The organism is Pseudomonas corrugata (assembly GCF_001269905.1).
Classification (GTDB): domain Bacteria; phylum Pseudomonadota; class Gammaproteobacteria; order Pseudomonadales; family Pseudomonadaceae; genus Aquipseudomonas; species Aquipseudomonas corrugata.
Window position 1 is genome coordinate 264,465 of the sequence record NZ_LHVK01000005.1, and the last position, 22,750, is coordinate 287,214.

The following is a 22,750-nucleotide window of genomic DNA, read 5'->3' on the forward strand; positions in this document are numbered from 1 at the left end:
ATGGCGGTAAGGGCCGTTTGCGTATACTGCGCAGATGTTTTCCCCAATGGCTTTGCGTCCGCGGTACGCCAAATGGCTGATCGCAACCGGACTCTTCCTGGTGCTCAGTGGCTGTGTTGAGAAACCCAACACACTGGAGCGCGTAAAGGAGGATGGCGTGCTGCGGGTGGTTACCCGAAACAGCCCTGCCACCTACTTTGAGGATCGCAACGGTGAAACCGGCTTCGAATACGAGCTGGTGAAGCGTTTCGCCGACGATTTGGGCGTGGAACTGAAAATCGAGACTGCCGACAACCTCGACGACCTGTTCAGCCAGATCGGCAAACCCAACGGCCCGGTGCTGGCGGCCGCAGGCCTGGTCAGCAGCGAGGCACGCAAGAAACAGGTGCGGTTCTCCCACTCCTACCTGGAGGTCACCCCGCAGGTCATCTACCGCAACGGCCAGTCACGCCCCACGGACGCGGCAGCCCTGGCGGGCAAGAAGATCATGGTGCTCAAGGGCAGCACCCACGCCGAGCAACTGGCGCAACTGAAACAGCAGTATCCGGGCATCGAATACGAGGAATCCGACGCCGTTGAAGTGGTCGACCTGTTGCGCATGGTCGATGAGGGCCAGATCGACCTGACCCTGGTGGATTCCAACGAAGTGGCGATGAACCAGGTGTACTTCCCCAACGTCCGCGTGGCCTTCGACCTGGGCGATGCCCGCAGTCAGAGCTGGGCGGTGGCCCCTGGAGAAGACAACAGCCTGCTCAACGAAATCAACGCCTACCTCGACAAAGTGCAGAAGAACGGCACCCTGCAACGCCTGAAAGACCGCTATTACGGACACGTCGATGTTCTCGGATACATGGGCGCCACCACCTTCGCCCAGCATTTGCAGCAACGGCTGCCCAAGTATGAGCAACACTTCAAGGCCTACGCCAAGCGGGAAAAAGTCGATTGGCGCCTGCTGGCCGCCATCGGCTATCAGGAATCGCTATGGCAACCGGCGGTCACGTCCAAGACCGGTGTGCGCGGCCTGATGATGCTGACCCAGAACACCGCCCAGGCCATGGGCGTGTCCAACCGCCTGGACCCGAAGCAAAGCATCATGGGAGGCGCCAAGTACCTGGCCTACATGAAGGAGCAACTCGACGAGAGCATCCAGGAGCCGGACCGTACCTGGTTCGCCCTCGCCGCCTATAACGTCGGTAGCGGTCATCTGGACGACGCCCGCAAGCTGGCGGCCAAGGAAGGGTTGAACCCGAACAAGTGGCTGGACGTGAAGAAGATCCTGCCGCGCCTGTCCCAGAAACAGTGGTACAGCAAGACCCGCTACGGCTACGCCCGGGGCGGCGAGCCGGTGCATTTCGTGGCGAACATCCGCCGCTACTACGACATCCTGACCTGGGTCACGCAGCCGCAGCTCGAAGGCAACCAGGTGGCCGAAGGCAACCTGCATGTGCCGGGCGTCGACAAGAGCAAGCCGAACCAGGAAACCCCGCCGCTCTGACGGCCCCACACAAACCCTGATGCGGTGATGAACCTGTGGCGAGGGGATTTATCCCCGTTGGGCTGCGCAGCAGCCCTAAAACCTGGCGCCTCGGTGTGCCAGATAGACGGGGTAGAACGCTTTGGGGCTGCTACGCAGCCCAGCGGGGATAAATCCCCTCGCCACAATGGATCGCACCCGTATCGAGTTTTGTGCTGATATCAGGCTTTTGCGGCCGCCAGGATCAGCGCCTTCATCTCCGCCACCGCCGACTTGAACCCGACAAACAAGGCATGGGCCACCAGCGCATGGCCGATGTTCAGCTCGTTGATGCCTTTGATGGCCGCCACGGCTTCGACGTTGTGGTAGTGCAGGCCATGGCCGGCGTTGACGATCAGGCCCTGTGCCAGGCCGAACGCGACACCGTCAGCCACTCGTTGCAGCTCATCGGCCACATCCGTGGGGGTTTCGGCATCCGCGTAGCGGCCGGTGTGCAGCTCAATGGCCGGGGCACCGACCCGCTTGGAGGCCTCGATCTGCCGCTCGTCGGCGTCGATGAACAACGACACTTCGGCGCCGGTTTTCGACAGCCGCTCCACTGCCGCCCGGATCCGCGCTTCCTGCCCCGCCACGTCCAGGCCGCCTTCGGTGGTCAGCTCCTGACGCGTTTCCGGTACCAGGCAAATGTGCGCCGGGCGGATACGCTCGGCGAATGCCAGCATTTCTTCGGTCACGCCCATCTCGAAATTCATACGGGTCTGCAATACGTCCTTGAGCAGCAGCACATCGCGTTCCTGGATATGGCGACGGTCCTCACGCAGGTGCACGGTGATGCCGTCGGCGCCCGCCTCTTCGGCGTCCAGTGCAGCCTTGACCGGATCCGGATAGCGGGTACCGCGGGCCTGGCGCAGGGTGGCGACATGGTCGATGTTCACGCCGAGAAGAATGCGATTGCTGGTGCTCACGAAAAGCGCTCCTTGAATGGACAGAGATTCGGCCCACAGCATACGGGTTGATCAGGGCTTGCGAAACAGCTCGCGACTGACCAGCGGCTTGCCACCCAGATGAACCGCCAAAGCCTGGCGCATCAGACGCTTGGCCGCGGACAAAGCGCCGGGCGCGCTCCAGTCGGCCTCGGCCATGGCCAGCAGCTCGACGCCGTTGAACAGACCGGGTTGCAGCAGATAGACGCGCTCCAGGCCGGCATCAACCTGCAAGCGGTAAAGGCCATCGGCGGCAATGGGCGCGCCGTTCAGGTCGGCGTCTAGAGCGAACCCGTAGCCCAGGTCATCCAGCAACCGCCACTCGAAGGATCGCAGCAGCGGCTCCAGCGGCCGGCCTTCGGCCAGGGCCAGCAGTGTCGCGGCGTAGTGATCGAAGACGGCAGGATGCGGGTCTTCGGCGGGCAACAGGCGGATCAGCAACTCATTGAGGTACAGGCCGCTGAACAACGCCTCGCCGTTGAGCCAGGCCGAGACTCCGTTGCTTTCCATGCGCCCGACATTCTTGAGCTCGCCCCGCCCCCGGAATTCGACCTCCAGGGGCACGAACGGCCGCGCCAGCGTTCCGGCCTTGCCCCGCGCGCCCCGTAACACCGCCCGCAGACGCCCTTGCGGCGTGAGGAAATCCACCAGAGCACTGCTTTCGCGGTATGCGCGCGAATGCAGGACGTAGGCGACTTGGGCGATGGGATGGGTGGGGGACATGGAGGTCGCAGTTCTCAATAAGGAAACGCAGTATTACCAACAACCAGAAACCACTGTGGGAGCGAGCCTGCTGGGAGCAAGGCTTGCCCGCGATGAACACAACGCGGTCTTCTTGAAACCGAGTCGCTTGTATCGCGAGCAAGCTTTGCTCCCACCAAGCCCGCTCCCACACAGTCCGTGGTGTACTGCCGGACGGATTACAAGTCGCCGTAACCCAGCGAACGCAGTGCCCGCTCATCATCCGACCAGCCACCCTTCACCTTTACCCACAGGTTGAGCATGATCTTGGAGTCGAACAACAACTCCATGTCCTTGCGCGCCTCGGTGCCGATGCGCTTGATGCGCTCGCCCTTGTCGCCAATGATGATTTTCTTCTGGCCGTCACGTTCGACGAGGATCAGCGCGTGGATGTGCAGGGTCTTGCCCTGTTGCTTGAACTCTTCGATTTCCACGGTGATCTGGTACGGCAGCTCGGCGCCCAGCTGGCGCATGATCTTCTCGCGCACCAGTTCCGCGGCGAGGAAACGGCTGCTGCGATCGGTAATCTGGTCTTCAGGGAAGAAGTGATCGTTTTCTGGCAGATGTTCGGCAATCACCCGCTCCAGCGCGTCCAGGTTATGGCCGTGCTGGGCCGAGATCGGGATGATCTGGGCGTTGGGCAGCTGTTCCTGCAACCAGGTCAGGTGCGGCATCAGCTCAGCTTTGTCCTCGATACGGTCGGTCTTGTTCAGCGCCACTATCAGCGGGCCGGTCACGTACTGGACGCGTTCGAGGACCATCTGGTCTTCTTCGGTCCACTTGGTACGGTCGACCACGAAGATCACCACGTCGACGTCTTTCAACGCTGCCGAAGCGGTCTTGTTCATGTAGCGGTTCAGGGCCTTTTCGCCCCCCTTGTGCATGCCCGGGGTATCGACGTAGATCGCCTGCACGTCGCCCTCGGTCTTGATACCCAGCATATTGTGGCGGGTGGTCTGGGGCTTGCGCGAGGTGATCGCCAGTTTCTGGCCCAGGATATGGTTCAGCAATGTGGACTTGCCCACGTTCGGCCGGCCAACGATGGCGACATAGCCGCAACGGGTAACGGTTGTATCAGTCATTGCCATTCTCCACGCCCAGGGCGATCAATGCTGCGGCGGCCGCCACCTGCTCGGCGATACGGCGGCTCACGCCCTGGCCACGGCTTTTTTCATTCAATAGGACCACTTCGCATTCGACGAAGAAGGTTCGGCAGTGCGGCTCGCCCTGGATGTCCACGACTTCGTAGCGCGGCAGCTCGCAACTGCGCGATTGCAGGAACTCCTGCAAACGGGTTTTCGGATCCTTGTTGGTGTCGACCAGCGTCAGGCTGTCGATTTCGGAGGTCAGCCAGGCCAGCACGCGCTCGCGAGCCTTTTCCATGCCCGAATCCAGGTAGATCGCACCAATCAGAGCTTCCAGGGCGTCGGCCAGAATCGACTCGCGCCGAAAACCGCCGCTTTTCAACTCGCCGGAGCCCAGGCGCAGGTAGTCGCCCAAATCGAAACCACGAGCCAGCACGGCCAGGGTCTCACCTTTTACCAGCCGCGCGCGCAAACGCGACAACTGGCCTTCGCGGGCCAGCGGGAAGCGCTCGAACAGTGCCTCGCCAGCGACGAAGTTGAGGATGGCATCACCGAGGAATTCCAGGCGTTCGTTATTACGCCCGGCAAAACTGCGGTGAGTGAGGGCCAGGAGCATCAGCTCCGGGTCCTTGAAGTTGTAGCCGAGCTGGCGCTCGAGGCGGCTTAGAGAAACGCTCACGGTTTACCCACGCTGAGTTCGTGGCTGGATTCCACCGCCAGGTCGGCAAGACGCCGTTGGCTTGGGACAATTAACGCTGTGTTCAAAAATGAAGTCCTGACTAACGTTGGCGCCTTGTACAGGCTCCAGAAATGCATTCGGCGCTGTGTTCAACAGCGCCGTGTGTTTACTTGATCAGGCCAACCCGCGAGAAATTCGGCAGGTGTCCGAGTTTGGGTTCCGGCCAGCTCATCCAGACCGCGAAGGCCTTGCCGACGATATTCCGGTCGGGGACCATGCCCAGCATGTCCTTGGGAATGTTCGGATCATCCCAGTAACGGCTGTCGTTGGAGTTGTCGCGGTTGTCGCCCATCATGAAATAGTGCCCGGCCGGCACGGTCCACGAATGGTCCGGCGTGGCGCGGTAGCGGCTCATTTCCTTGCGAATCAGATGCTCGACCTCGCCGAGTTTCTCCTGGTAGAGCTCGGCGCTGCCCAGGGTGCCTGGCTCGGAGCCGAGCAGTTGTTCGGCCACCAGTTCGCCATTCACGTACAAACGCTTGTCGACGGTGTAGCGAATCTTGTCGCCGGGCAAGCCGACCACGCGCTTGATGTAGTTGACGCTAGGGTCGCTGGGAAAGCGGAACACCATCACGTCGCCGCGCTGTGGATCACCCACCTCGATGATTTTCTTGTCGATCACCGGCAGGCGGATCCCGTAGGAGAACTTGTTCACCAGGATGAAATCGCCCACGTCCAGTGTCGGCTTCATCGAGCCGGACGGGATCTGGAACGGCTCCACCAGGAACGAACGCAGCACCAGCACAATGAACAGCACGGGAAAGAACGACTTGCCGTACTCGACCAGCAACGGCTCCTTGTTGAGCTTCTCGACCACCACACCATCGGGCTGGCTGACGCTGCCCTGATAAGAGGCGATAGCCGCCCGGCGCCGAGGCGCCAGGAACAACAGATCAATCAACGCCAACAGACCGCAGACAAACACGGCGATAACCAGCAACAGCGGGAAATTTAGCGACATAGGACCTAACTATCCAACCTGAGCACCGCAAGGAAGGCTTCCTGTGGAATTTCCACATTACCGACCTGCTTCATGCGTTTTTTACCGGCCTTCTGCTTTTCCAACAGCTTGCGCTTACGGCTGACGTCGCCGCCGTAGCATTTGGCCAATACGTTCTTTCTGAGTGCCTTGACGGTTGTACGCGCCACAATCTGCCCGCCAATGGCGGCCTGGATTGCCACGTCGAACATCTGCCGCGGAATCAGTTCCTTCATCTTCTCGGTCAACGCACGACCTTTGTAGTGCGCGTTGTCACGGTGCACGATCAATGCCAGGGCATCGACCTTCTCACCGTTGATCAGCACATCCAGCTTCACCAGATTAGCCGATTGGTAACGATCGAAATGATAGTCCAGCGAAGCATAGCCGCGACTGGTGGATTTCAGGCGATCGAAGAAGTCCAGCACCACTTCGTTCATCGGCAGGTCGTAGGTCACCTGGACCTGCGAGCCGAGGAACAGCATGTCATGTTGCACGCCGCGCTTCTCGATGCACAGGGTAATGACGTTGCCCAGGTGCTCCTGAGGCACAAGGATGTTGGCCCGCACGATCGGTTCGCGCATGTCTTCGATGGCCGACAGGTCTGGCAGCTTGGACGGGTTGTCGACGTAGATGGTTTCACCGTTCTTGAGCAGCAGCTCGAAGATTACCGTCGGCGCCGTGGTGATCAGGTCCAGGTCGTACTCGCGCTCCAGGCGCTCCTGGATGATTTCCATGTGCAGCATGCCCAGGAACCCGCAACGGAAGCCGAAGCCCAGGGCGTCGGAGCTTTCCGGGGTGTATTGCAGCGACGAGTCGTTCAGGGTCAGCTTCTGCAGGGCTTCGCGAAAATCCTCGAAATCGTCGGAGCTGACCGGGAACAGGCCGGCATAGACCTGGGGCTGGATACGTTTGAAACCTGGCAGCACATCGACGTCCGGTGTGGAGCTCAGGGTCAGGGTGTCACCGACCGGCGCCCCGTGAATGTCCTTGATGCCGGCGATGATGAAGCCCACTTCACCGGCCTTGAGGTCGGCGGTGGCGGTGTGTTTCGGGTTGAATACACCGACGCTGTCCACCAGATGGACCTTGCCGGTGGACTTGACCAGGATCTTGTCGCCCTTCTTCACGCGGCCGTGACGCACGCGAACCAGGGACACCACACCCAGGTAGTTGTCGAACCAGGAGTCGATGATCAACGCCTGCAGCGGATCCTCGATGTTGCCGGTCGGCGCGGGAATCGTGGTCACCAGGCGCTCGAGCACTTCATCCACGCCCAGGCCGGTCTTGGCACTGCAGGTGACCGCGTCGGTAGCGTCGATGCCGATGATCTTCTCGATCTCATCCTTGACGCGTTCCGGCTCGGCCTGGGGCAGGTCGATCTTGTTCAGGACCGGCATGACTTCCAGGCCCTGTTCGATGGCCGTGTAGCAGTTGGCAACCGATTGAGCCTCGACACCCTGGCCGGCATCGACCACCAGCAACGCACCTTCACAGGCCGCCAGCGAGCGGCTGACTTCATAGGTGAAGTCGACGTGGCCCGGGGTATCAATGAAGTTCAGCTGATAAGTGACGCCGTCTTTGGCCTTGTAATAGAGAGTGACGCTGTGGGCCTTGATGGTAATCCCGCGTTCACGCTCGAGGTCCATGGAGTCCAGGACCTGGGCTTCCATCTCACGCTCGGTCAGGCCACCGCACATCTGGATGAAGCGATCAGCCAGCGTCGACTTGCCATGGTCAATGTGGGCGATGATGGAGAAATTGCGGATATGACTCAAATCACTCACGGATCAACACTCAAAAAGGCTGCAGGCAAGGCCCGCCGAAAAATAGCCGGGAATTGTACCTGATACAGCGCGCAAGCGTCACGTTCGCCTGTCGAGGATTGATGTCGCGAACATTATCATGGCAATGGGTTTATCTGTGGCGAGGGGATTTAGCGAAACGTCGCACCGCCCCGCTGGGCTGCAAAGCAGTCCCAAAACCAGGCGACGCCGGCGTGTCAGACAGATAAGGGCGACTGCTTAGGGGCTGCCTGCGCAGCCCAGCGGGGCGGTGCGACGTTTCGATAAATCCCCTCGCCACAGAGCCCCTGGGATCACCCAGCCCGGCGCAGCAGCCAGAGCCCAGCCAACGCACAGACACCCGCCGGCACCAGCACCGCGAACAGGGGCGAGAAACCGAACACCAGGCTCGATGGCCCCAGCAGATCCTGAGCAATGCGGAAGGTGAAGCCCACCAGCACGCCGGTAAACACCCGTTGACCGAGGGTTACCGAACGCAGCGGACCAAAGATGAAGGAGATGGCCATCAGCACCAGGGCGGCAGTGACCAGCGGCTGCAATACCTTGACCCAAAAAGCCAGCCAGTAGCGGCCGTTGTTCAGGCCCTGGTCGGCCAGGTAGTGGATATACCCCCACAGACCGGTAATCGACAGGGATTCCGGTGCCATGACTACCGTGCTGAGCAACTGCGGGCTGATCGCCACATCCCAACGCTCCTGCGGGGTCGCGACCACCTCGGTGTTCTTTTCATGGAACAGGGTGGTGGTGACACCGCTCAATTGCCAATGATCCTCGACAAACTGGGCGCGCTTGGCAAAGCTCGACGAAAGCATGTGACGTTGCTCGTCGAAGCGATACCGGGTCACGCCATAGAGGATTCCGTTGGGCTGGACCGAGTTGATGTGGATGAATTCGTCACCCTGGCGGTGCCACAGACCATGCTTGGCGCTTTGTGCATCGCCACCACCCTGGGCCAGGGAACGGTTGGCCTGGGCAGTGTTCTCGGTGGCCGGGGCAATGTACTCGCCGATCAGGACTCCAACCAGCATCAGCACCAGCATCGGTTTCATCACCGCCCAGACGATCCGACCGACGGAAACCCCGGCAGCACGCATGATGGTCAGTTCACTGTTGCTGGCCAGGCTGCCCAGGCCGATCAGGCAACCGATAAGCGCCGCCATCGGCAGCATGTCGTACAGGCGCCTTGGCGCGGTCAGCAATACATAGCTCGCCACGTCCGTCAGGGTATAGGTATCACTGACGTCACTCATTTCATCGATGAAGGCAAACAGGGTCGCCAGACCAAGGATGATCCCCAGCACCGCGAGGATTGCCATGAACACGCTGCTGCCGATGTAGCGATCGAGTTTAACCACGGACCACCTCCAGCGCGCTGCGACGGCTCGCCAGCTTCAGGCGAAGCGGCTCCCAGTAGAGCAGCCCCAGGCCGATGGCCAGGAAAATCGCATGCACCCACCACAAGCCCAATGCCGGCGGGATCTTGCCTTTCTCCAGGGCACTGCGGGCGGAAATCAGGATGGTCAGGTAAGCCATATAAAGGAGAATCGCCGGGAGCAGCTTGAGGAAACGACCCTGGCGCGGATTGACCCGGGCCAGCGGAACCGCCATCAGGGTCACGATAAATACCAGCAACGGCAGCGACAGGCGCCATTGCAGCTCGGTGCGCGCACGGATGTCATCGCTGCCCAGCAGGATCGCGGTTGGCATCGCGTCGCGGTCAGTGACCTCCTCGCTGGCCTCGGGCTTGGGCAGTAGCACGCCGTAGGTGTCGTACTTGATGGCCCGGTAGTCGGCCTGCCCCGGCTTGCCGTCATAGCGATAGCCGTTTTCGAGGATCAGGTAGCGGTTGCCGTCGGGATTGATCTCCTGGCGCCCCTTCTCGGCCACCAGCACGGAAATACCGCGATCCTTCTGACTGCTGGACGACAGGTTCTTTTGCGTGATGAAGACGCCGCCAAGGTTGACCCGGTCATCCGAAAGCTGCTCGGTGTAGGTGACGCGCGTACCGTCGCGAAGAGCCTGGAAGCGCCCCGGCACCAGGGTATCGAACTCGGTCAGGGCGTCCTGCTGGTTGATCAGCAACTGGAACTGGTTGGCGCCCTGGGGCGCCAGGCTCAGGCTCAGCCAGGCGACCACCAATGCCACCAGCGTCGCCGGGAACAGGGTAATGCGAAACAGACGTTGCTGGCTCATGCCGGTGGCCGACAGGACCGTCATTTCGCTGTCCAGGTACAGGCGACCATAGGCCAGCAAGATGCCGAGGAACAAGCCCAGCGGCAGGATCAGTTGCAGGAAACCTGGCAGGCGGAAACCCATGATCAGGAACAGGGAGCCTGGATCCAGCGCGCCGGAAGCGGCCTGGGCGAGGTACTTGATGAAGCGCCCGCTCATGATGATGACCAGCAGCACGGCACTGACAGCGCTCAGGGTCAGCAGGACTTCGCGGGATAGATATCGAAAAACGATCAAACCAGACACTCCAGGATTGTCAGGCTAGGGGCCAAACAAGCAATCGAGCCACTCGCCATCACGAGCCGCCGAAAAAAGAGCAGCATTATCCTGTGATTGGAGGCGCCTGTCACTTCGCGCGCTTTAAACCGGTGGCTGAAGCCGCAAAGATAGCTGCCCCAAGGGTTGTCAGCTTCGGGGCCCGGGGTTCAAACTGCGGCCTTTGTCGCCGGCGCGATACCGTTCACGTTGCTTCACTCAAGACGCGTGGCGCCCGACATCTTGACCATTTATTCAGGGATCCGGACATGGAACTGGTTGTAAAAAGCGTTAGCCCAGAAACGTTGAAAACCGCCACCCTGGTGGTTGCCGTCGGCGAAGCCCGCAAGCTCGGCGCCGTCGCCTCCCAGCTCGACGCCCTGTGCGGCGGCGCCATAAGTGCCGTGCTCAAGCGCGGCGACCTCGCCGGCAAGGTCGGCCAAAGCCTGTTGCTGCACAACCTGCCCAACCTCAAGGCCGAGCGCGTGCTGCTGGTGGGTGTGGGCAAGGATGCGGAACTGGGCGACCGTCCGTTTCGCAAGATCATCGCTGGCGTGCTGGGCACCCTCAAGGGCCTGGGTGGCAGCGATGCCGCACTGGCGCTGGATGAACTGGTGGTCAAGGGCCGCGACAGCTACGGCAAGACCCGCCTGCTGGCCGAAACCCTGGTGGACGGCGAATACCAGTTCGACCAGTTCAAGAGTCAGAAGGCCGAACCCCGCGCCCTGAAAAAAATCACCTTGCTGACCATCAAGGCCGCCCAGGCTGAAGTCCAGCGCGCCGTGACCCACGCCACCGCAATCGCCAATGGCATGGCCTTCACCCGCGACCTGGGCAACCTGCCGCCGAACATCTGCCACCCGACTTTCCTCGGCGAACAGGCCAAGGCCCTGGGCAAGCAATTCAAAGGCCTGAAGGTCGAAGTCTTCGACGAGAAGAAAATCAAGGACCTGGGCATGGGCTCCTTCTATTCCGTCGGCCAGGGCAGCGCCCAGCCGCCACGCCTGATCGTCATGCAGTACAACGGCGGCAAGAAGTCCGAGAAGCCTTACGCGCTGGTGGGCAAGGGCATCACCTTCGACACCGGTGGCATCAGCCTCAAGCCCGGTGCCGGCATGGATGAAATGAAATACGACATGGGCGGCGCTGCCAGCGTGTTCGGCACCCTGCGCGCCGTGCTCGAACTGCAACTGCCGATCAACCTGGTGTGCATCCTCGCCTGCGCCGAGAACATGCCTAGCGGAACGGCGTCGCGCCCGGGCGACATCGTCACGACGATGAGCGGCCAGACCGTGGAAATTCTCAACACCGACGCCGAAGGCCGCCTGGTGCTGTGCGATGCCCTCACCTACTCGGAACGCTTCAAGCCGCAGGCGGTGATCGACATCGCAACCCTGACCGGCGCTTGCGTCGTTGCCCTTGGCGCCCATACCTCCGGTCTGCTGGGCAACAACGACGAACTGATCGGGCAATTGCTCAGCGCCGGTCAGCAAGCCGATGACCGCGCCTGGCAGTTGCCACTGTTCGACGAGTATCAGGAGCAACTGGACAGCCCGTTCGCTGATATTGCCAACATTGGCGGCCCGAAGGCCGGTACCATCACTGCGGCATGTTTCCTGTCACGCTTCACCAAGAACCTGAACTGGGCGCACCTGGACATCGCCGGTACGGCATGGACCAGTGGTGGCAAGGATAAAGGAGCCACCGGTCGTCCGGTTCCACTGCTGACCCAGTACCTGCTGGACCGTGCCAAGGCCTGACACCAATGACTGCCGATGGCACCGTCTGCGGACGGTGTCATCGGTGGCTCAGGAACTGCAATGACCAAAGTCGACTTCTATATCCTGCCCAGCGCCGATCCGTCGGCCCGGCTGGATTTCGCCTGCAAGCTCACTGAAAAAGCCTGGCGCATGGGACATCGCATCTACCTGCATTGCAGCGATGCCGCCCAGCGCGAAGCACTTGACGCACGCCTGTGGGCCTTCAAGGGCGAAAGCTTCGTACCCCATGGCCCGGCCGAAAGCGAACCCGAAGGACTGATCGTGCTGGGGCTGGGAGAAGACTGCGGCCAACACCAGGACCTGCTGGTCAACCTCGATCTGAAAGTGCCGGCCTTTGCTTCGCGTTTCGCCCGTGTGGCGGAAGTGGTGGTGGAGGATCCGGCCATCCGGCAAGCCGCGCGGGAGAGTTTCCGTTTCTACCGCGAACAGGGCTATCCTCTGCAAGACCACCGTTTACAGCGACTCTGAGCCTACGATGGACACTCCAAAACCACCGCAAAAGCCTCCTCACCTGCTGGATGACCTTGAGTCGATCCGCCAGTTGCTCGGCGACGACACCCTGCAACCGCCATTGCTGACCGACACGGTCATGCATGAGCCCGTGCATGAAGAACAGATCCCCCTGCTGTTCGAGCCGATCACCGGCCAGCCCGAGCCCAGGCCGGCGCCCAAGACAGAGCCCAAGGGCCCCGACGCCCTGCTGCACCTGGACAGCGAATTGCGCGCTGCCGCGCAGTTGATCATGCAGGACGTCATCGACGACTTCGCCCCGCACATCGAGACCGAGATCAGGCGCCGGCTGGATGCCAGGATGGAACGGCTGCTGAGCCAGTACGAGTAATTTTCCTGCCTCACAGCGAACACCTTGTGGGAGCCGAGCTTGCTCGCGATGGCGGCGGCACATCCAGCATTGGATGCAACTGACCCGCCGCCATCGCGAGCAAGCTCGGCTCCCACAAGGTTCAACGGTGTCCACAAACTCTGCGCCCGGCGCCTCCCGCCAGTGGCTTGCATCTGCCCCGCCCGCTATACTTCCCGGCTTTTCCTGAATAAATGCCAATAGGGTCCCGCCGCGCATGGATAAGACCTACCAGCCGCACGCCATTGAAACTTCCTGGTACAACACCTGGGAGTCCGAGAATTATTTCGCTCCGCAAGGCGCGGGCGATTCCTACACCATCATGATCCCGCCGCCGAACGTCACCGGCAGCCTGCACATGGGCCACGGCTTCAATAATGCGATCATGGACGCCCTGATCCGCTTCCGACGCATGCAGGGTCGCAACACCTTGTGGCAGCCGGGCACCGACCACGCCGGTATCGCCACTCAAATGCTGGTGGAACGCCGCCTCGAAGCCCAGGGCCAGAATCGCCACGACCTGGGCCGCGAGAAATTTCTCGAAAAAGTCTGGGAATGGAAAGACGAGTCCGGTGGCAACATCAGCCGTCAGATCCGTCGCCTCGGCTCGTCCGTGGACTGGAGCCGCGAGCGCTTCACCATGGACGATGGCCTCTCGGAAGCGGTGAAGGAAGCCTTCGTGCGTCTGCATGAAGACGGCCTGATCTACCGCGGCAAGCGCCTGGTCAACTGGGACACCAAGCTGCACACCGCCATTTCCGACCTCGAAGTGGAAAACCATGACGAGAAAGGTTTCCTGTGGAACCTGAAGTACCCGTTGGCCGACGGCGCCAAGACCGCCGAAGGCAAGGGCTACCTGATCGTCGCCACCACCCGGCCGGAAACAATGCTGGGCGACTCGGCCGTGGCGGTGAACCCGAACGACGAGCGCTACAAGGCCCTGATCGGCAAGTTCGTGGAATTGCCCCTTGTCGGTCGCCGCATTCCTATCATCGGTGACGATTATTGCGACCCCGAATTCGGCACCGGCTGCGTGAAAATCACCCCGGCCCACGATTTCAATGACTACGAAGTCGGCAAACGCCACAACCTGCCGCTGCTGAACATTTTCGACAAGAATGCCAATGTCCTGTCGGCAGCCCAGGTGTTCAACCTCGACGGCACCCTGAACGACAGTATCGACGGCCAGATTCCCGCCGAATACGCCGGTCTCGACCGCTTCGAGGCGCGCAAGCAGATCGTTGCCGCGTTCGACGCCGCCGGCCTGCTGGTCAGCGTCGACGATCACGCCCTGAAAGTACCGAAAGGCGACCGCTCCGGCACCGTCATCGAGCCGTGGCTGACCGACCAATGGTACGTTTCCACCAAGCCGCTGGCCGAGCCGGCGATTGCCGCCGTAGAAGACGGCCGCATCCAGTTCGTGCCCAAGCAATACGAGAACATGTACTTTTCGTGGATGCGCGACATCCAGGACTGGTGCATCAGCCGCCAGTTGTGGTGGGGCCATCGCATTCCAGCCTGGTACGACGAATCGGGCAAGGTCTACGTCGGTCGCGACGAGGCCGAAGTCCGCGCCAAGCACAACCTCGGCCCCGACGTTGCGCTGCAGCAGGACAACGACGTACTCGACACCTGGTTCAGCTCGGGCCTGTGGACCTTCTCGACCCTCGGCTGGCCGCAACAGACCGAGTTCCTGAAGAAATTCCACTCCACCGACGTGCTGGTCACCGGTTTCGACATCATTTTCTTCTGGGTCGCCCGGATGATCATGCTGACCATGCACTTGATCAAGAACCCCGACGGCACGCCGCAGGTTCCGTTCAAGACCGTCTACGTCCACGGCCTGGTACGCGATGGCCAGGGCCAGAAGATGTCCAAGTCCAAGGGCAACGTCCTTGACCCGCTGGACATCATCGACGGCATCGATCTGGAAACCCTGGTGCAGAAACGCACCTCCGGGCTGATGCAGCCAAAACTGGCGAAGAAGATCGAGAAAGCCACCCGCGAAGAATTCGCCGATGGCATCGCCAGCTACGGCACCGACGCCCTGCGCTTCACCTTCTGCTCGCTGGCGTCCACCGGTCGCGACATCAAGTTCGACATGGGCCGCGTCGAAGGCTACCGCAACTTCTGCAACAAGATCTGGAACGCAGCTCGCTATGTGCTGGACAAGGGTGAAGACTGCGGCCAGAACGGCGAAGCCTTTGAGCTGACCCTGGCGGACCGCTGGATCATTTCGCAGCTGCAACGCACCGAGGCAGAAGTGACCCGCCAACTGGACCAATTCCGCTTCGACCTGGCCGCGCAAGCCTTGTACGAGTTCATCTGGAACCAGTATTGCGACTGGTACCTGGAGCTGTCCAAGCCAGTGCTGTGGGACGACAACGCACCGGTCGAACGCCAGCGCGGCACCCGTCGGACCCTGGTCCGGGTATTGGAAGTGGCCCTGCGCCTGGCGCACCCGTTCATGCCATTCATCACCGAGGAAATCTGGCAGCGCATCGCCCCGCTGGCAGGCGCCCAAGGCAAGACGATCATGCTGCAGCCGTGGCCGGTGGCCAACGAAAGCCGCATCGATCCGGCGGCCGAAGACGACATCGAATGGCTCAAGACCTTCATGCTCGGCCTGCGCAACATCCGCGCCGAGATGAACATCGGCCCGGGCAAGCCGCTGACCCTGTTCCTGAAGAACGCCAACGCCGAAGATCTGCGCCGCCTCAACGAAAACGAAGCGCTACTCAAGAAACTGGCGAAGCTTGAATCAGTGACGATCCTGGCTGCCGGCGAAGAAGCGCCGCTGTCCGCTACCGCCCTGGTTGGCGAGATGGAAGTACTGGTGCCGATGGCCGGCCTGATCGACAAGGCAGCCGAGCTGGCGCGCCTGGACAAGGAAATCCTGCGTCTCAAAGGCGAAGTGCAGCGAGTGGGTGGCAAGCTGTCCAATGCCGGTTTCGTCGACAAGGCTCCGGCCGAGGTCATCGAGAAGGAACGGGCCAAACTGGCCGAGGCGGAACAGGCCTTGGGCAAACTGGCCGAACAGCATGCGCGGATTGCCAGTCTGTAACGGCATATCGCAATGAAAAAGGGAGGCCCGCAACGGCCTCCCTTTTTCATGCCCACTCCCAAGCCCGCTCCCACATTTAATCGGCGCAAGCCTCAAGACGGTGCGGGATGTGGGACAATACCCGCCACTTTTTGAGCCACCCCCGAATCGACCCGCCCATGACCGCGCCTCGCACCCCCAGACCCGCACGCCAGAAGCCCAAACCAGCCGCCGAAACCAAGGCCGTAGCGCCGCGAGAGAAAGCCAGCCTGCACCCGCGCAATCGCCACCAGGGCCGTTACGACTTCCCGGCATTGATCAAGAGCACGCCGGAGCTGGCCAGGTTCGTGATCATCAACCCCTATGGCAAGGAAAGCATCGACTTCGCCAGCCCTGAAGCTGTACGGGTGTTCAACCGGGCGCTGCTCAAATCCTTCTACGGCATTGCCCACTGGGACATCCCGGCCGACTACCTGTGTCCGCCGGTACCGGGTCGCGCGGACTATGTGCACTTCCTCGCCGACCTGCTCGCCAGCCATAACGAAGGGGAAATCCCTCGGGGGGCAGCGGTGAAGGTGCTGGACGTCGGCACCGGCGCCAACTGCGTATATCCGTTGATCGGCTACAGCGACTACCGCTGGCACTTCCTGGGTTCGGAGATCGACCCAACGGCTATCGCCTCGGCCAAGGCCATCGTCCAGGCGAACGGGTTGACGAAGGCTATCCAATTGCGCCAGCAAACCAATCGCAAGCAGATCCTGCTGGGCCTTCTCGATGACGCCGAGCAGTTCGACCTGACGATGTGTAATCCGCCGTTCCACGCCTCCCTGGAGGAGGCCACCCGCGGCAGTCAGCGTAAATGGCGCGCCCTGGGCAAGGCTGATCCGAAGCGCAAGTTGCCGGTCCTGAATTTTGGCGGTCAGGCCGCCGAACTTTGGTGCGAGGGTGGAGAAGTCCGCTTCGTAACCCAAATGATTGGTGAAAGCGCGCAGTTGGCCCGGCAGGTCCTGTGGTTCAGCACCCTGGTGTCGAAGGTCTCGAACCTGCCGCCGATTCAAGCCGCACTGAAAAAGGCCGGCGCGATGCACAGCCAGGTGGTGGAGATGTCCCAGGGACAAAAGCAGAGCCGCTTCGTGGCCTGGACCTTCCACACGGAGGCACAACAGCAGGCCTGGCGTCAGGCGCGATGGATTCGCAAGGACTGAATGGGCTGCATTGCGCCGTCCCTCTTATTCAAGACAACAAAAAACCGTGCCCGGACTGCTCCGCCGCACGGTTTTTTTCAAGCGTCTTACTTGGCGTTGATCGAATCAACCAGGCCTTTGGCCGGAACCAGCTTGACGACTTTCTTTGCAGCGATTTCGATGGCAGCGCCAGTCGAAGGGTTGCGGCCGGTACGGGCAGGACGCTCGGTGACTTTCAGCTTGCCGATACCTGGCAAGGTGATTTCGCCGCCGCTTTCCAGCTGGTCGGCAACGATTTGGCCCAACTGGTCCAGAGCGTTACGCGCGGTGGTTTTCGGCGCGTCGATGGCTTCAGCGATGTCAGCGATCAGTTGGTCTTTGGTAAGAGCCATGTAGTGTTCCTTCCCTATCAAATTCATATGGATTGCAGAGTGCAGTGTCAGCCATCGAGCCCGATCTCTTCGGACCGGACACCCTCGGTCATCACCACGACGGGTCGGGGTAATAGATGCCGAAATCCGGGTTTGGTTCGACCTGACAAATGCTGAATGCATGCTTAACGCAGTGCCTTCGCGTAAGACCGGGCAAAACTAGCACAACGCCTGTGAAATATCCGCCCTTAGCTACCCATTTGGTCAGCTTTATTGCGCTAATTCGGTAAAAAAATGCATATGGGCCGTCGGACGGCTCCGAAATCCCCTTCGCAGCGCTCCAAAACCAGTGATTGCGGTACACTGGGCGCTTTTCGGGGGAGCGTGCCCTCCTCTCTTTCATCAGCCGAGAAGCCCATGCCGATCCGTCATTGCATCGTCCACCTGATCGACAAAAAACCCGACGGCACCCCTGCTGTGCTCCATGCCCGGGACTCCGAACTGGCAGAGTCCACGGCCATCGAAAACATGCTTGCCGATCTCAACGAGAGCTACAACGCCAAACAAGGCAAGGCCTGGGGGTTCTTTCATGCCGAGTCCGGGGCACATCCGTTCAGCGGCTGGCTGAAGGAATACCTGGACGGCGGCAAGGATTTCACCGCATTCAGTCGCGTGGCAGTGGAACACCTGCAAAAGCTGATGGAAGAGTCCAACCTCTCGGTGGGCGGCCATGTGCTGTTCGCCCATTATCAACAGGGCATGACCGACTACCTGGCCATCGCCCTGCTGCACCACAGCGAAGGCGTGGCGGTCACCGATGAGCTGGACGTCACCCCGTCCCGGCACCTGGACCTGGGCCAGTTGCACCTGGCGGCACGGATAAATGTGTCGGAATGGCAGAACAACAAGCAGTCCAGGCAATATATTTCCTTCATCAAGGGCAAGAACGGCAAGAAGGTCTCGGAGTATTTCCGCGACTTCATCGGCTGCCAGGAAGGCGTCGACGGCCCCGGCGAAACCCGCACGCTGCTCAAGGCCTTCAGCGACTTCGTCGAAAGCGAAGACCTGCCGGAAGACGATGCCCGGGAAAAGACCAAGACCCTGGTCGATTACGCCAGCAGCCAGGCGAAGCTCGGCGAACCCATGGGCCTGGAAGAACTGTCCGAACTGATCGACGAAGACCGCCCGAAAGCCTTCTATGATCACATCCGCAACAAGGACTATGGCCTGTCGCCGGAAATCCCGGCTGATAAACGCACCCTCAACCAGTTCCGCCGCTTCACCGGCCGGGCGGAAGGTTTGTCCATCAGCTTCGAAGCGCACCTGCTGGGTTCCAAGATCGAATATGACGAAGAAGCCGGTACGTTGATCATCAAGGGATTGCCGACGTCTCTGACTGACCAGCTCAAGCGGCGCAATTGATGCTCGGCGGGGTCCTGAGGAAGTTCCTGCTGATTTTGCTGGTGGTGGTGGCGTACCAGAACTGGGGCAAGATCGAGCGGCTGTTCAACCCATCGCAAATGGTCTCGCAGCAGATCCGCAGCCATGCCCGCGTTACGCTGTATGCCACCGACTGGTGCGGCTACTGCAAGGCAACGCGACGGTTCCTGGATGAGAAAGGCGTACCGTATCGCGAGTTCGATATCGAGAAAGACCCCGAAGCGCGCAAGGCCTATGAGGCGCTGGGTGGTCGGGGAATTCCGATCCTGGACGTGAATGGCACGTTGATTCGCGGGTATGAGCCCGAGACTATCCTCAAGGCCTTATCTGCGACATAGCTCTCTGCGAATCTGTCGGCCCCAATCGCGAGTACGCTCGCTCCCACACCGGATCGGCGATGAATATAAATCCTGTGATCGCCACAAACTGACTGTGGGAGCGGGCTTGCCCGCGAAGGCGTCGGTACATTCGGTATCGACATAGGCTGATACACCGCTTTCGCGAGCAAGCCCGCTCCCACCGGTTATGGGTTGCCTAGCAGGCCTCTATCCGAAATCCGAACCGCGGAAAGTGCACATGCACCACACCGCCGCGTTCGTCCTCACGGCGCAGGATCAATTCTTCGCGCCCGGCAAACAGCAACTCCCCCGCCACCGGATCAACGCCATAGTCAGTCGCGGCGACGCTCACCTGCTGCTCTTTTGCAAACCCGCTCGACTCATCGAATGGCTCATCCGGCAACGCAGCCGGCGTAGCGTTGCGGGCCGCTTCCAAGGCCTCTTCGGAACTCATCGCGCTCGATGCACCATGGCCGAAAGCCAACACCCGCGCCAGCCAGGCCGAGACGGCCGGATACGCGTCCACCAGTGGCGAAGTCACCGGCGTGCCCTTGAGAAACCATAGTGGGTGAGCCATGGCGAAGTCGGCAATCGACGGTTCCCCCAACAGGAAGTCGCCATCTTCGCGCTGCAACTGCTGCTCAAGGCGCGCCATGATTGTCGGCCACTGATGCCTGGCCTGCTCGGCAGCCAAACGCGTGGCGGCGCCGCCACTGAACAGCCCGGCGCGGTCGGCAATGAATGCTTTGATCGCCTCAGGCGACAACTTGGCGAAACGCACGGCCATCGACTCTGGCTGGAACACCAGGCTCACCCCATGCTGGAATACCACCGAATCGGCCCAGGCCGCAAAGGATGCAGCGATCATTTCCCGACCTTCGGGAAACAGCGTCGGCGTGGCCTTTTCCTGCTCCAGCCGCCGAGCAATCAGGGCCGTGTCGCAGTAGATGTCCGCGCCGATCTGCAACACCGGCGTCTTACGGTAGCCGCCCGTCAACGCCGTCAGGTCGGGCTTGGGCATCATCGGCGGGATGTGGACCGAGCGCCAGGACAAGCCTTTGAAACCCAGCAAGAGGCGGGCTTTTTCGGCGAAGGGAGACGTCGGGTAATGATGAAGGATCAGCTCTGACATGAGATTTGCCAATGCAGGGAGGAAGTGCGCAAGCTTAGCGCGCCATGGACGTACGGCCTACCCACCTGATGAGGGCTCATCAGTGTGATGGATGATGCGGCGCCCCACTCGCCACCAGACATTCCTTGGCGCTTTTGCGCAGCTTTTTGATCAACCGCTCCTGGCGCAAGGCCTCGCCCTTGTCACGGCAGGCCTCGGTATAGACCAGTGCCACCGCCGGGCTGGAAAGAAAGAAACGTGCGCCCTTGCCACTCTGGTGCTTGGCGAAACGGCGCACCGGATCATCGCTGATGCCACAGTACAACGCGCCGTTGGCGGCCCGCACCAGGTAGACGAACCAGGGCTTGCCCGGCTCGGTTGCAACCTCCGCAGGCAGGTCGGCAGTGTTGTTGGCAGTCGTCACGAAATGTTCAACAGAAATGGGAATCAGGTCGCGATCTTATCAGCGACTGCCCTGAAACGCCCGAAGCCCTTTGAGCGCCTGAGCCCTGACCGCATTGCGCACCAGCGGCGTCCAGCCCAGCAGCAGGCCCTTGGTCCCCAAGGCCTGACGAGACCAGCGCCACAGATCGAAGCTGTCGTGATGCTCGCAGATCTTGCCATCGCGAAACACGAAGCGAGCCTGGATGTCATTGACCACAACGTTGCCAGTCTGGCTGAACAGGTAAGTCGCCACCCAATGCGCGCCACCGGAACGCTCATCGCTGCGCACGTTATCGAAGGTCAGGGAGAAGTCCTTGGCGCGGGTGGTGAGCATGCGCCACATATCACCGGCATCACGCCCGCGCAGCTCGCCAAACGCCGGGTCGCTGAAAACCACGTCGTCGGTGTAGCAGGCGCTCATGGCTTCGGCATCCAGGCGCTGGAAAGCCTGGTAGAACCGGTTGATCAGGGCGTTGTGGGCATCACTCATGGGCGGACTCCGAAAAGCGTTTCAATAGACTCGCCACAATAATCCGCCACTGTCGAGAACACTATCGTCATTCGCCATGAAAATGACATCAGCGAAGGTTGGTGATTTTCTCGCTGCGGACCCCGACGTACAACGCCCGGCCGGCGCCGATACCAGCGATGATCGCGCCCAGACCGATCAAGCCGAAGATCCAGCCCAGAGCTTGCCATCCGCCGGTCCAGTCATGCACCACACCCACTGCGAAAGGCCCCAGGGAGGCCAGGGTATAACCGAAGCCCTGGGCCATGCCGGAGAGGTTCGCGGCCACATGGGCGTCCCGTGAACGCAGCACGATCAGCGCGAGAGCCAGGCTGAACGTCGCCCCCTGCCCCAACCCCAGCAGGATCGCCCAACCCCACAAACCATCGAGGGGAGCATAGAGGCAACCGAACAGCCCACCGAGGGTCATGACCATGACGATCACGATGGCCGGGCGCTGATCCTTGCCGCGGGTCGCCAGCCAAGGCGCCGCCAGGGAGCTGATCAACTGCACGATGACCGAACCCGACAACACCAGGCCGGCCTGGGTCGGGGTCAAGCCACGGCCGATGAGGATCGATGGCAGCCAACCGAACACGATGTAGGCCAGGGACGATTGCAACCCCATGTACAAGGTCACTTGCCAGGCCAGTGGATCGCGCAACAACCCGCGAACCCGATATGCCGCCTGGTGGACGCCTTGTTTCTGAGCGGTCTGCGGCAACCAGAACACGACAGCCAGCAAAGCCGGAACCGCCCAGAACCCAAGCCCCAGGGCCCAGCTATGGTTCAGCCGCTCGCTCAATGGCACCGTTGCACCGGCGGCCATTGCCGCGCCCAGGCACAAGGCCATGGTATAGACACCGGTCATGGCACCGGCCTGCCGGGCGAAGTCACGCTTGACGATACCCGGCAACAGCACCCCGATCACACCGATGCTCGCACCGGCCAGGACACTGCCAGCGAACAGACCAACCTGGCCGAACGAACTGCGCAGCACAATCCCGCCGGCAAGCGTCAGCAGGATCCCCAGCACCACGCGCTCGGCGCCGAAGCGCCGCGCCAGCACGGGCGCCAGTGGCGCGAACAGGCCAAGGCACAGCACCGGCAACGTGGTCAGCAAACCGGCCTGGGCGGCCGACAGGCCGAGGTTCGTCGAAACCTCGCCGAGCAGCGGCGCCATACTCGACAGCGCCGGACGCAGGTTCAATGCGACCAGGATCAACCCAAGCAGCAACAACCAGGGCCGGCACGGCAGCGGGTGGGCCTGCGGGGTCTGTTCGTCGTCGGCTTCAGCGTCGATCAGTAGTTCTTCGAGCTCGGCGGCGCGCTTTGGCGCTTGCGAGGATGGAGCGTCAAGCAGATCGCGGGACATGGA

Annotated in this window: 21 protein-coding genes; 8 read left to right on the top strand and 13 right to left on the bottom strand. The window is 61.3% G+C overall.

Features of this window, described 5'->3' with window-relative positions; all coding sequences use genetic code 11:
• Window positions 1-34 precede the first annotated feature (34 nt).
• Window positions 35-1,495 (top strand): membrane-bound lytic murein transglycosylase MltF, encoded by a 1,461-nt coding sequence (mltF, locus tag AD665_RS07945; protein WP_024777652.1) that lies wholly within the window; start codon window positions 35-37, stop codon window positions 1,493-1,495.
• 200 nt (window positions 1,496-1,695) lie between these two features.
• Here mltF and pdxJ read toward each other — a convergent pair whose 3' ends face one another.
• The 8 genes from pdxJ to lptF form a co-directional block, all read right to left on the bottom strand.
• A complete protein-coding gene (gene pdxJ / locus AD665_RS07950; protein ID WP_024777651.1) occupies window positions 1,696-2,439 on the bottom strand; it encodes a pyridoxine 5'-phosphate synthase in 744 nt (247 codons plus the stop codon).
• A 51-nt stretch (window positions 2,440-2,490) separates the two neighbouring features.
• A complete protein-coding gene (gene recO, locus AD665_RS07955) occupies window positions 2,491-3,180 on the bottom strand; it encodes a DNA repair protein RecO (RefSeq protein ID WP_024777650.1) in 690 nt (229 codons plus the stop codon).
• Window positions 3,181-3,377: 197 nt separating this feature from the next.
• Window positions 3,378-4,280: a GTPase Era gene (gene era / locus AD665_RS07960; RefSeq protein WP_024777649.1), complete on the bottom strand. Its 903-nt coding sequence runs from the start codon at window positions 4,278-4,280 to the stop codon at window positions 3,378-3,380.
• Entirely contained in the window at window positions 4,273-4,962 is a 690-nt protein-coding gene (gene rnc, locus AD665_RS07965) for a ribonuclease III (RefSeq protein ID WP_024777648.1), read from the bottom strand. Before rnc ends, era begins: the two co-directional genes overlap by 8 nt.
• Before the next feature lie 166 nt (window positions 4,963-5,128).
• Window positions 5,129-5,983 (bottom strand): signal peptidase I, encoded by an 855-nt coding sequence (gene lepB / locus AD665_RS07970; protein WP_024777647.1) that lies wholly within the window; start codon window positions 5,981-5,983, stop codon window positions 5,129-5,131.
• A gap of 5 nt (window positions 5,984-5,988) precedes the next feature.
• Window positions 5,989-7,788: a translation elongation factor 4 gene (gene lepA, locus AD665_RS07975; RefSeq protein WP_024777646.1), complete on the bottom strand. Its 1,800-nt coding sequence runs from the start codon at window positions 7,786-7,788 to the stop codon at window positions 5,989-5,991.
• Between the two features lie 311 nt (window positions 7,789-8,099).
• Window positions 8,100-9,161: an LPS export ABC transporter permease LptG gene (lptG, locus tag AD665_RS07980; protein ID WP_024777645.1), complete on the bottom strand. Its 1,062-nt coding sequence runs from the start codon at window positions 9,159-9,161 to the stop codon at window positions 8,100-8,102.
• Window positions 9,154-10,275 carry an LPS export ABC transporter permease LptF gene (gene lptF, locus AD665_RS07985; protein ID WP_024777644.1) on the bottom strand — a complete coding sequence of 374 codons (1,122 nt, stop codon included), beginning with the start codon at window positions 10,273-10,275 and terminating at the stop codon, window positions 9,154-9,156. The genes lptG and lptF overlap by 8 nt, the downstream gene beginning before the upstream one ends.
• 287 nt (window positions 10,276-10,562) lie before the next feature.
• Between lptF and AD665_RS07990 the strand changes: the two genes are divergently transcribed.
• The 5 genes from AD665_RS07990 (at window position 10,563) to rlmF (ending at window position 17,181) form a co-directional block, all read left to right on the top strand.
• Entirely contained in the window at window positions 10,563-12,053 is a 1,491-nt protein-coding gene (locus tag AD665_RS07990) for a leucyl aminopeptidase (protein WP_053191646.1), read from the top strand.
• A 60-nt stretch (window positions 12,054-12,113) separates the two neighbouring features.
• Complete coding sequence (locus AD665_RS07995; protein ID WP_024777642.1) at window positions 12,114-12,542, top strand: DNA polymerase III subunit chi; 429 nt, start codon at window positions 12,114-12,116, stop codon at window positions 12,540-12,542.
• Window positions 12,543-12,549: 7 nt separating this feature from the next.
• Entirely contained in the window at window positions 12,550-12,915 is a 366-nt protein-coding gene (locus AD665_RS08000) for a hypothetical protein (RefSeq protein WP_053191648.1), read from the top strand.
• A 235-nt stretch (window positions 12,916-13,150) separates the two neighbouring features.
• Window positions 13,151-15,997 carry a valine--tRNA ligase gene (locus AD665_RS08005; RefSeq protein ID WP_053191650.1) on the top strand — a complete coding sequence of 949 codons (2,847 nt, stop codon included), beginning with the start codon at window positions 13,151-13,153 and terminating at the stop codon, window positions 15,995-15,997.
• A gap of 158 nt (window positions 15,998-16,155) precedes the next feature.
• Entirely contained in the window at window positions 16,156-17,181 is a 1,026-nt protein-coding gene (gene rlmF, locus AD665_RS08010; RefSeq protein WP_053191683.1) for a 23S rRNA (adenine(1618)-N(6))-methyltransferase RlmF, read from the top strand.
• 86 nt (window positions 17,182-17,267) lie between these two features.
• On the opposite strand, the gene AD665_RS08015 is transcribed toward rlmF, so the two are convergent.
• Window positions 17,268-17,552, bottom strand: a complete 285-nt coding sequence (locus tag AD665_RS08015) for an HU family DNA-binding protein (RefSeq protein ID WP_024777638.1) — start codon at window positions 17,550-17,552, stop codon at window positions 17,268-17,270.
• A gap of 396 nt (window positions 17,553-17,948) precedes the next feature.
• Between AD665_RS08015 and yejK the strand changes: the two genes are divergently transcribed.
• A complete protein-coding gene (gene yejK / locus AD665_RS08020; protein WP_024777637.1) occupies window positions 17,949-18,953 on the top strand; it encodes a nucleoid-associated protein YejK in 1,005 nt (334 codons plus the stop codon).
• The gene (locus AD665_RS08025; protein WP_024777636.1) at window positions 18,953-19,309 is read left to right on the top strand and encodes a glutaredoxin family protein; all 357 of its coding nucleotides are present in this window, start codon (window positions 18,953-18,955) and stop codon (window positions 19,307-19,309) included. Before yejK ends, AD665_RS08025 begins: the two co-directional genes overlap by 1 nt.
• 196 nt (window positions 19,310-19,505) lie before the next feature.
• Here AD665_RS08025 and AD665_RS08030 read toward each other — a convergent pair whose 3' ends face one another.
• From AD665_RS08030 to AD665_RS08045, 4 genes are all read right to left on the bottom strand, one after another.
• On the bottom strand, window positions 19,506-20,441 hold the full coding sequence (locus AD665_RS08030; protein ID WP_024777635.1) for a glutathione S-transferase family protein: 936 nt from the start codon (window positions 20,439-20,441) through the stop codon (window positions 19,506-19,508).
• Between the two features lie 79 nt (window positions 20,442-20,520).
• A complete protein-coding gene (locus AD665_RS08035) occupies window positions 20,521-20,844 on the bottom strand; it encodes a GIY-YIG nuclease family protein (RefSeq protein WP_024777634.1) in 324 nt (107 codons plus the stop codon).
• 39 nt (window positions 20,845-20,883) lie between these two features.
• A complete protein-coding gene (locus AD665_RS08040) occupies window positions 20,884-21,354 on the bottom strand; it encodes a nuclear transport factor 2 family protein (protein ID WP_053191652.1) in 471 nt (156 codons plus the stop codon).
• An 88-nt stretch (window positions 21,355-21,442) separates the two neighbouring features.
• Window positions 21,443-22,747 (bottom strand): CynX/NimT family MFS transporter, encoded by a 1,305-nt coding sequence (locus AD665_RS08045; RefSeq protein ID WP_053191654.1) that lies wholly within the window; start codon window positions 22,745-22,747, stop codon window positions 21,443-21,445.
• Window positions 22,748-22,750 lie beyond the last annotated feature (3 nt).

Bases quoted from the DNA above. Each gene is read 5' to 3' on its own strand.
- AD665_RS08045 (WP_053191654.1), bottom strand. From the start codon at position 22,747: ATGTCCCGCGATCTGCTTGACGCTCCATCCTCGCAAGCGCCAAAGCGC.
- AD665_RS07990 (WP_053191646.1), top strand. From the start codon at position 10,563: ATGGAACTGGTTGTAAAAAGCGTTAGCCCAGAAACGTTGAAAACCGCC.
- AD665_RS08015 (WP_024777638.1), bottom strand. From the start codon at position 17,552: ATGGCTCTTACCAAAGACCAACTGATCGCTGACATCGCTGAAGCCATC.
- AD665_RS08000 (WP_053191648.1), top strand. From the start codon at position 12,550: ATGGACACTCCAAAACCACCGCAAAAGCCTCCTCACCTGCTGGATGAC.
- AD665_RS08030 (WP_024777635.1), bottom strand. From the start codon at position 20,441: ATGTCAGAGCTGATCCTTCATCATTACCCGACGTCTCCCTTCGCCGAA.
- lepB (WP_024777647.1), bottom strand. From the start codon at position 5,983: ATGTCGCTAAATTTCCCGCTGTTGCTGGTTATCGCCGTGTTTGTCTGC.
- yejK (WP_024777637.1), top strand. From the start codon at position 17,949: ATGCCGATCCGTCATTGCATCGTCCACCTGATCGACAAAAAACCCGAC.
- AD665_RS08040 (WP_053191652.1), bottom strand. From the start codon at position 21,354: ATGAGTGATGCCCACAACGCCCTGATCAACCGGTTCTACCAGGCTTTC.
- era (WP_024777649.1), bottom strand. From the start codon at position 4,280: ATGACTGATACAACCGTTACCCGTTGCGGCTATGTCGCCATCGTTGGC.
- AD665_RS07995 (WP_024777642.1), top strand. From the start codon at position 12,114: ATGACCAAAGTCGACTTCTATATCCTGCCCAGCGCCGATCCGTCGGCC.
- rlmF (WP_053191683.1), top strand. From the start codon at position 16,156: ATGACCGCGCCTCGCACCCCCAGACCCGCACGCCAGAAGCCCAAACCA.
- AD665_RS08025 (WP_024777636.1), top strand. From the start codon at position 18,953: ATGCTCGGCGGGGTCCTGAGGAAGTTCCTGCTGATTTTGCTGGTGGTG.
- recO (WP_024777650.1), bottom strand. From the start codon at position 3,180: ATGTCCCCCACCCATCCCATCGCCCAAGTCGCCTACGTCCTGCATTCG.
- mltF (WP_024777652.1), top strand. From the start codon at position 35: ATGTTTTCCCCAATGGCTTTGCGTCCGCGGTACGCCAAATGGCTGATC.
- AD665_RS08005 (WP_053191650.1), top strand. From the start codon at position 13,151: ATGGATAAGACCTACCAGCCGCACGCCATTGAAACTTCCTGGTACAAC.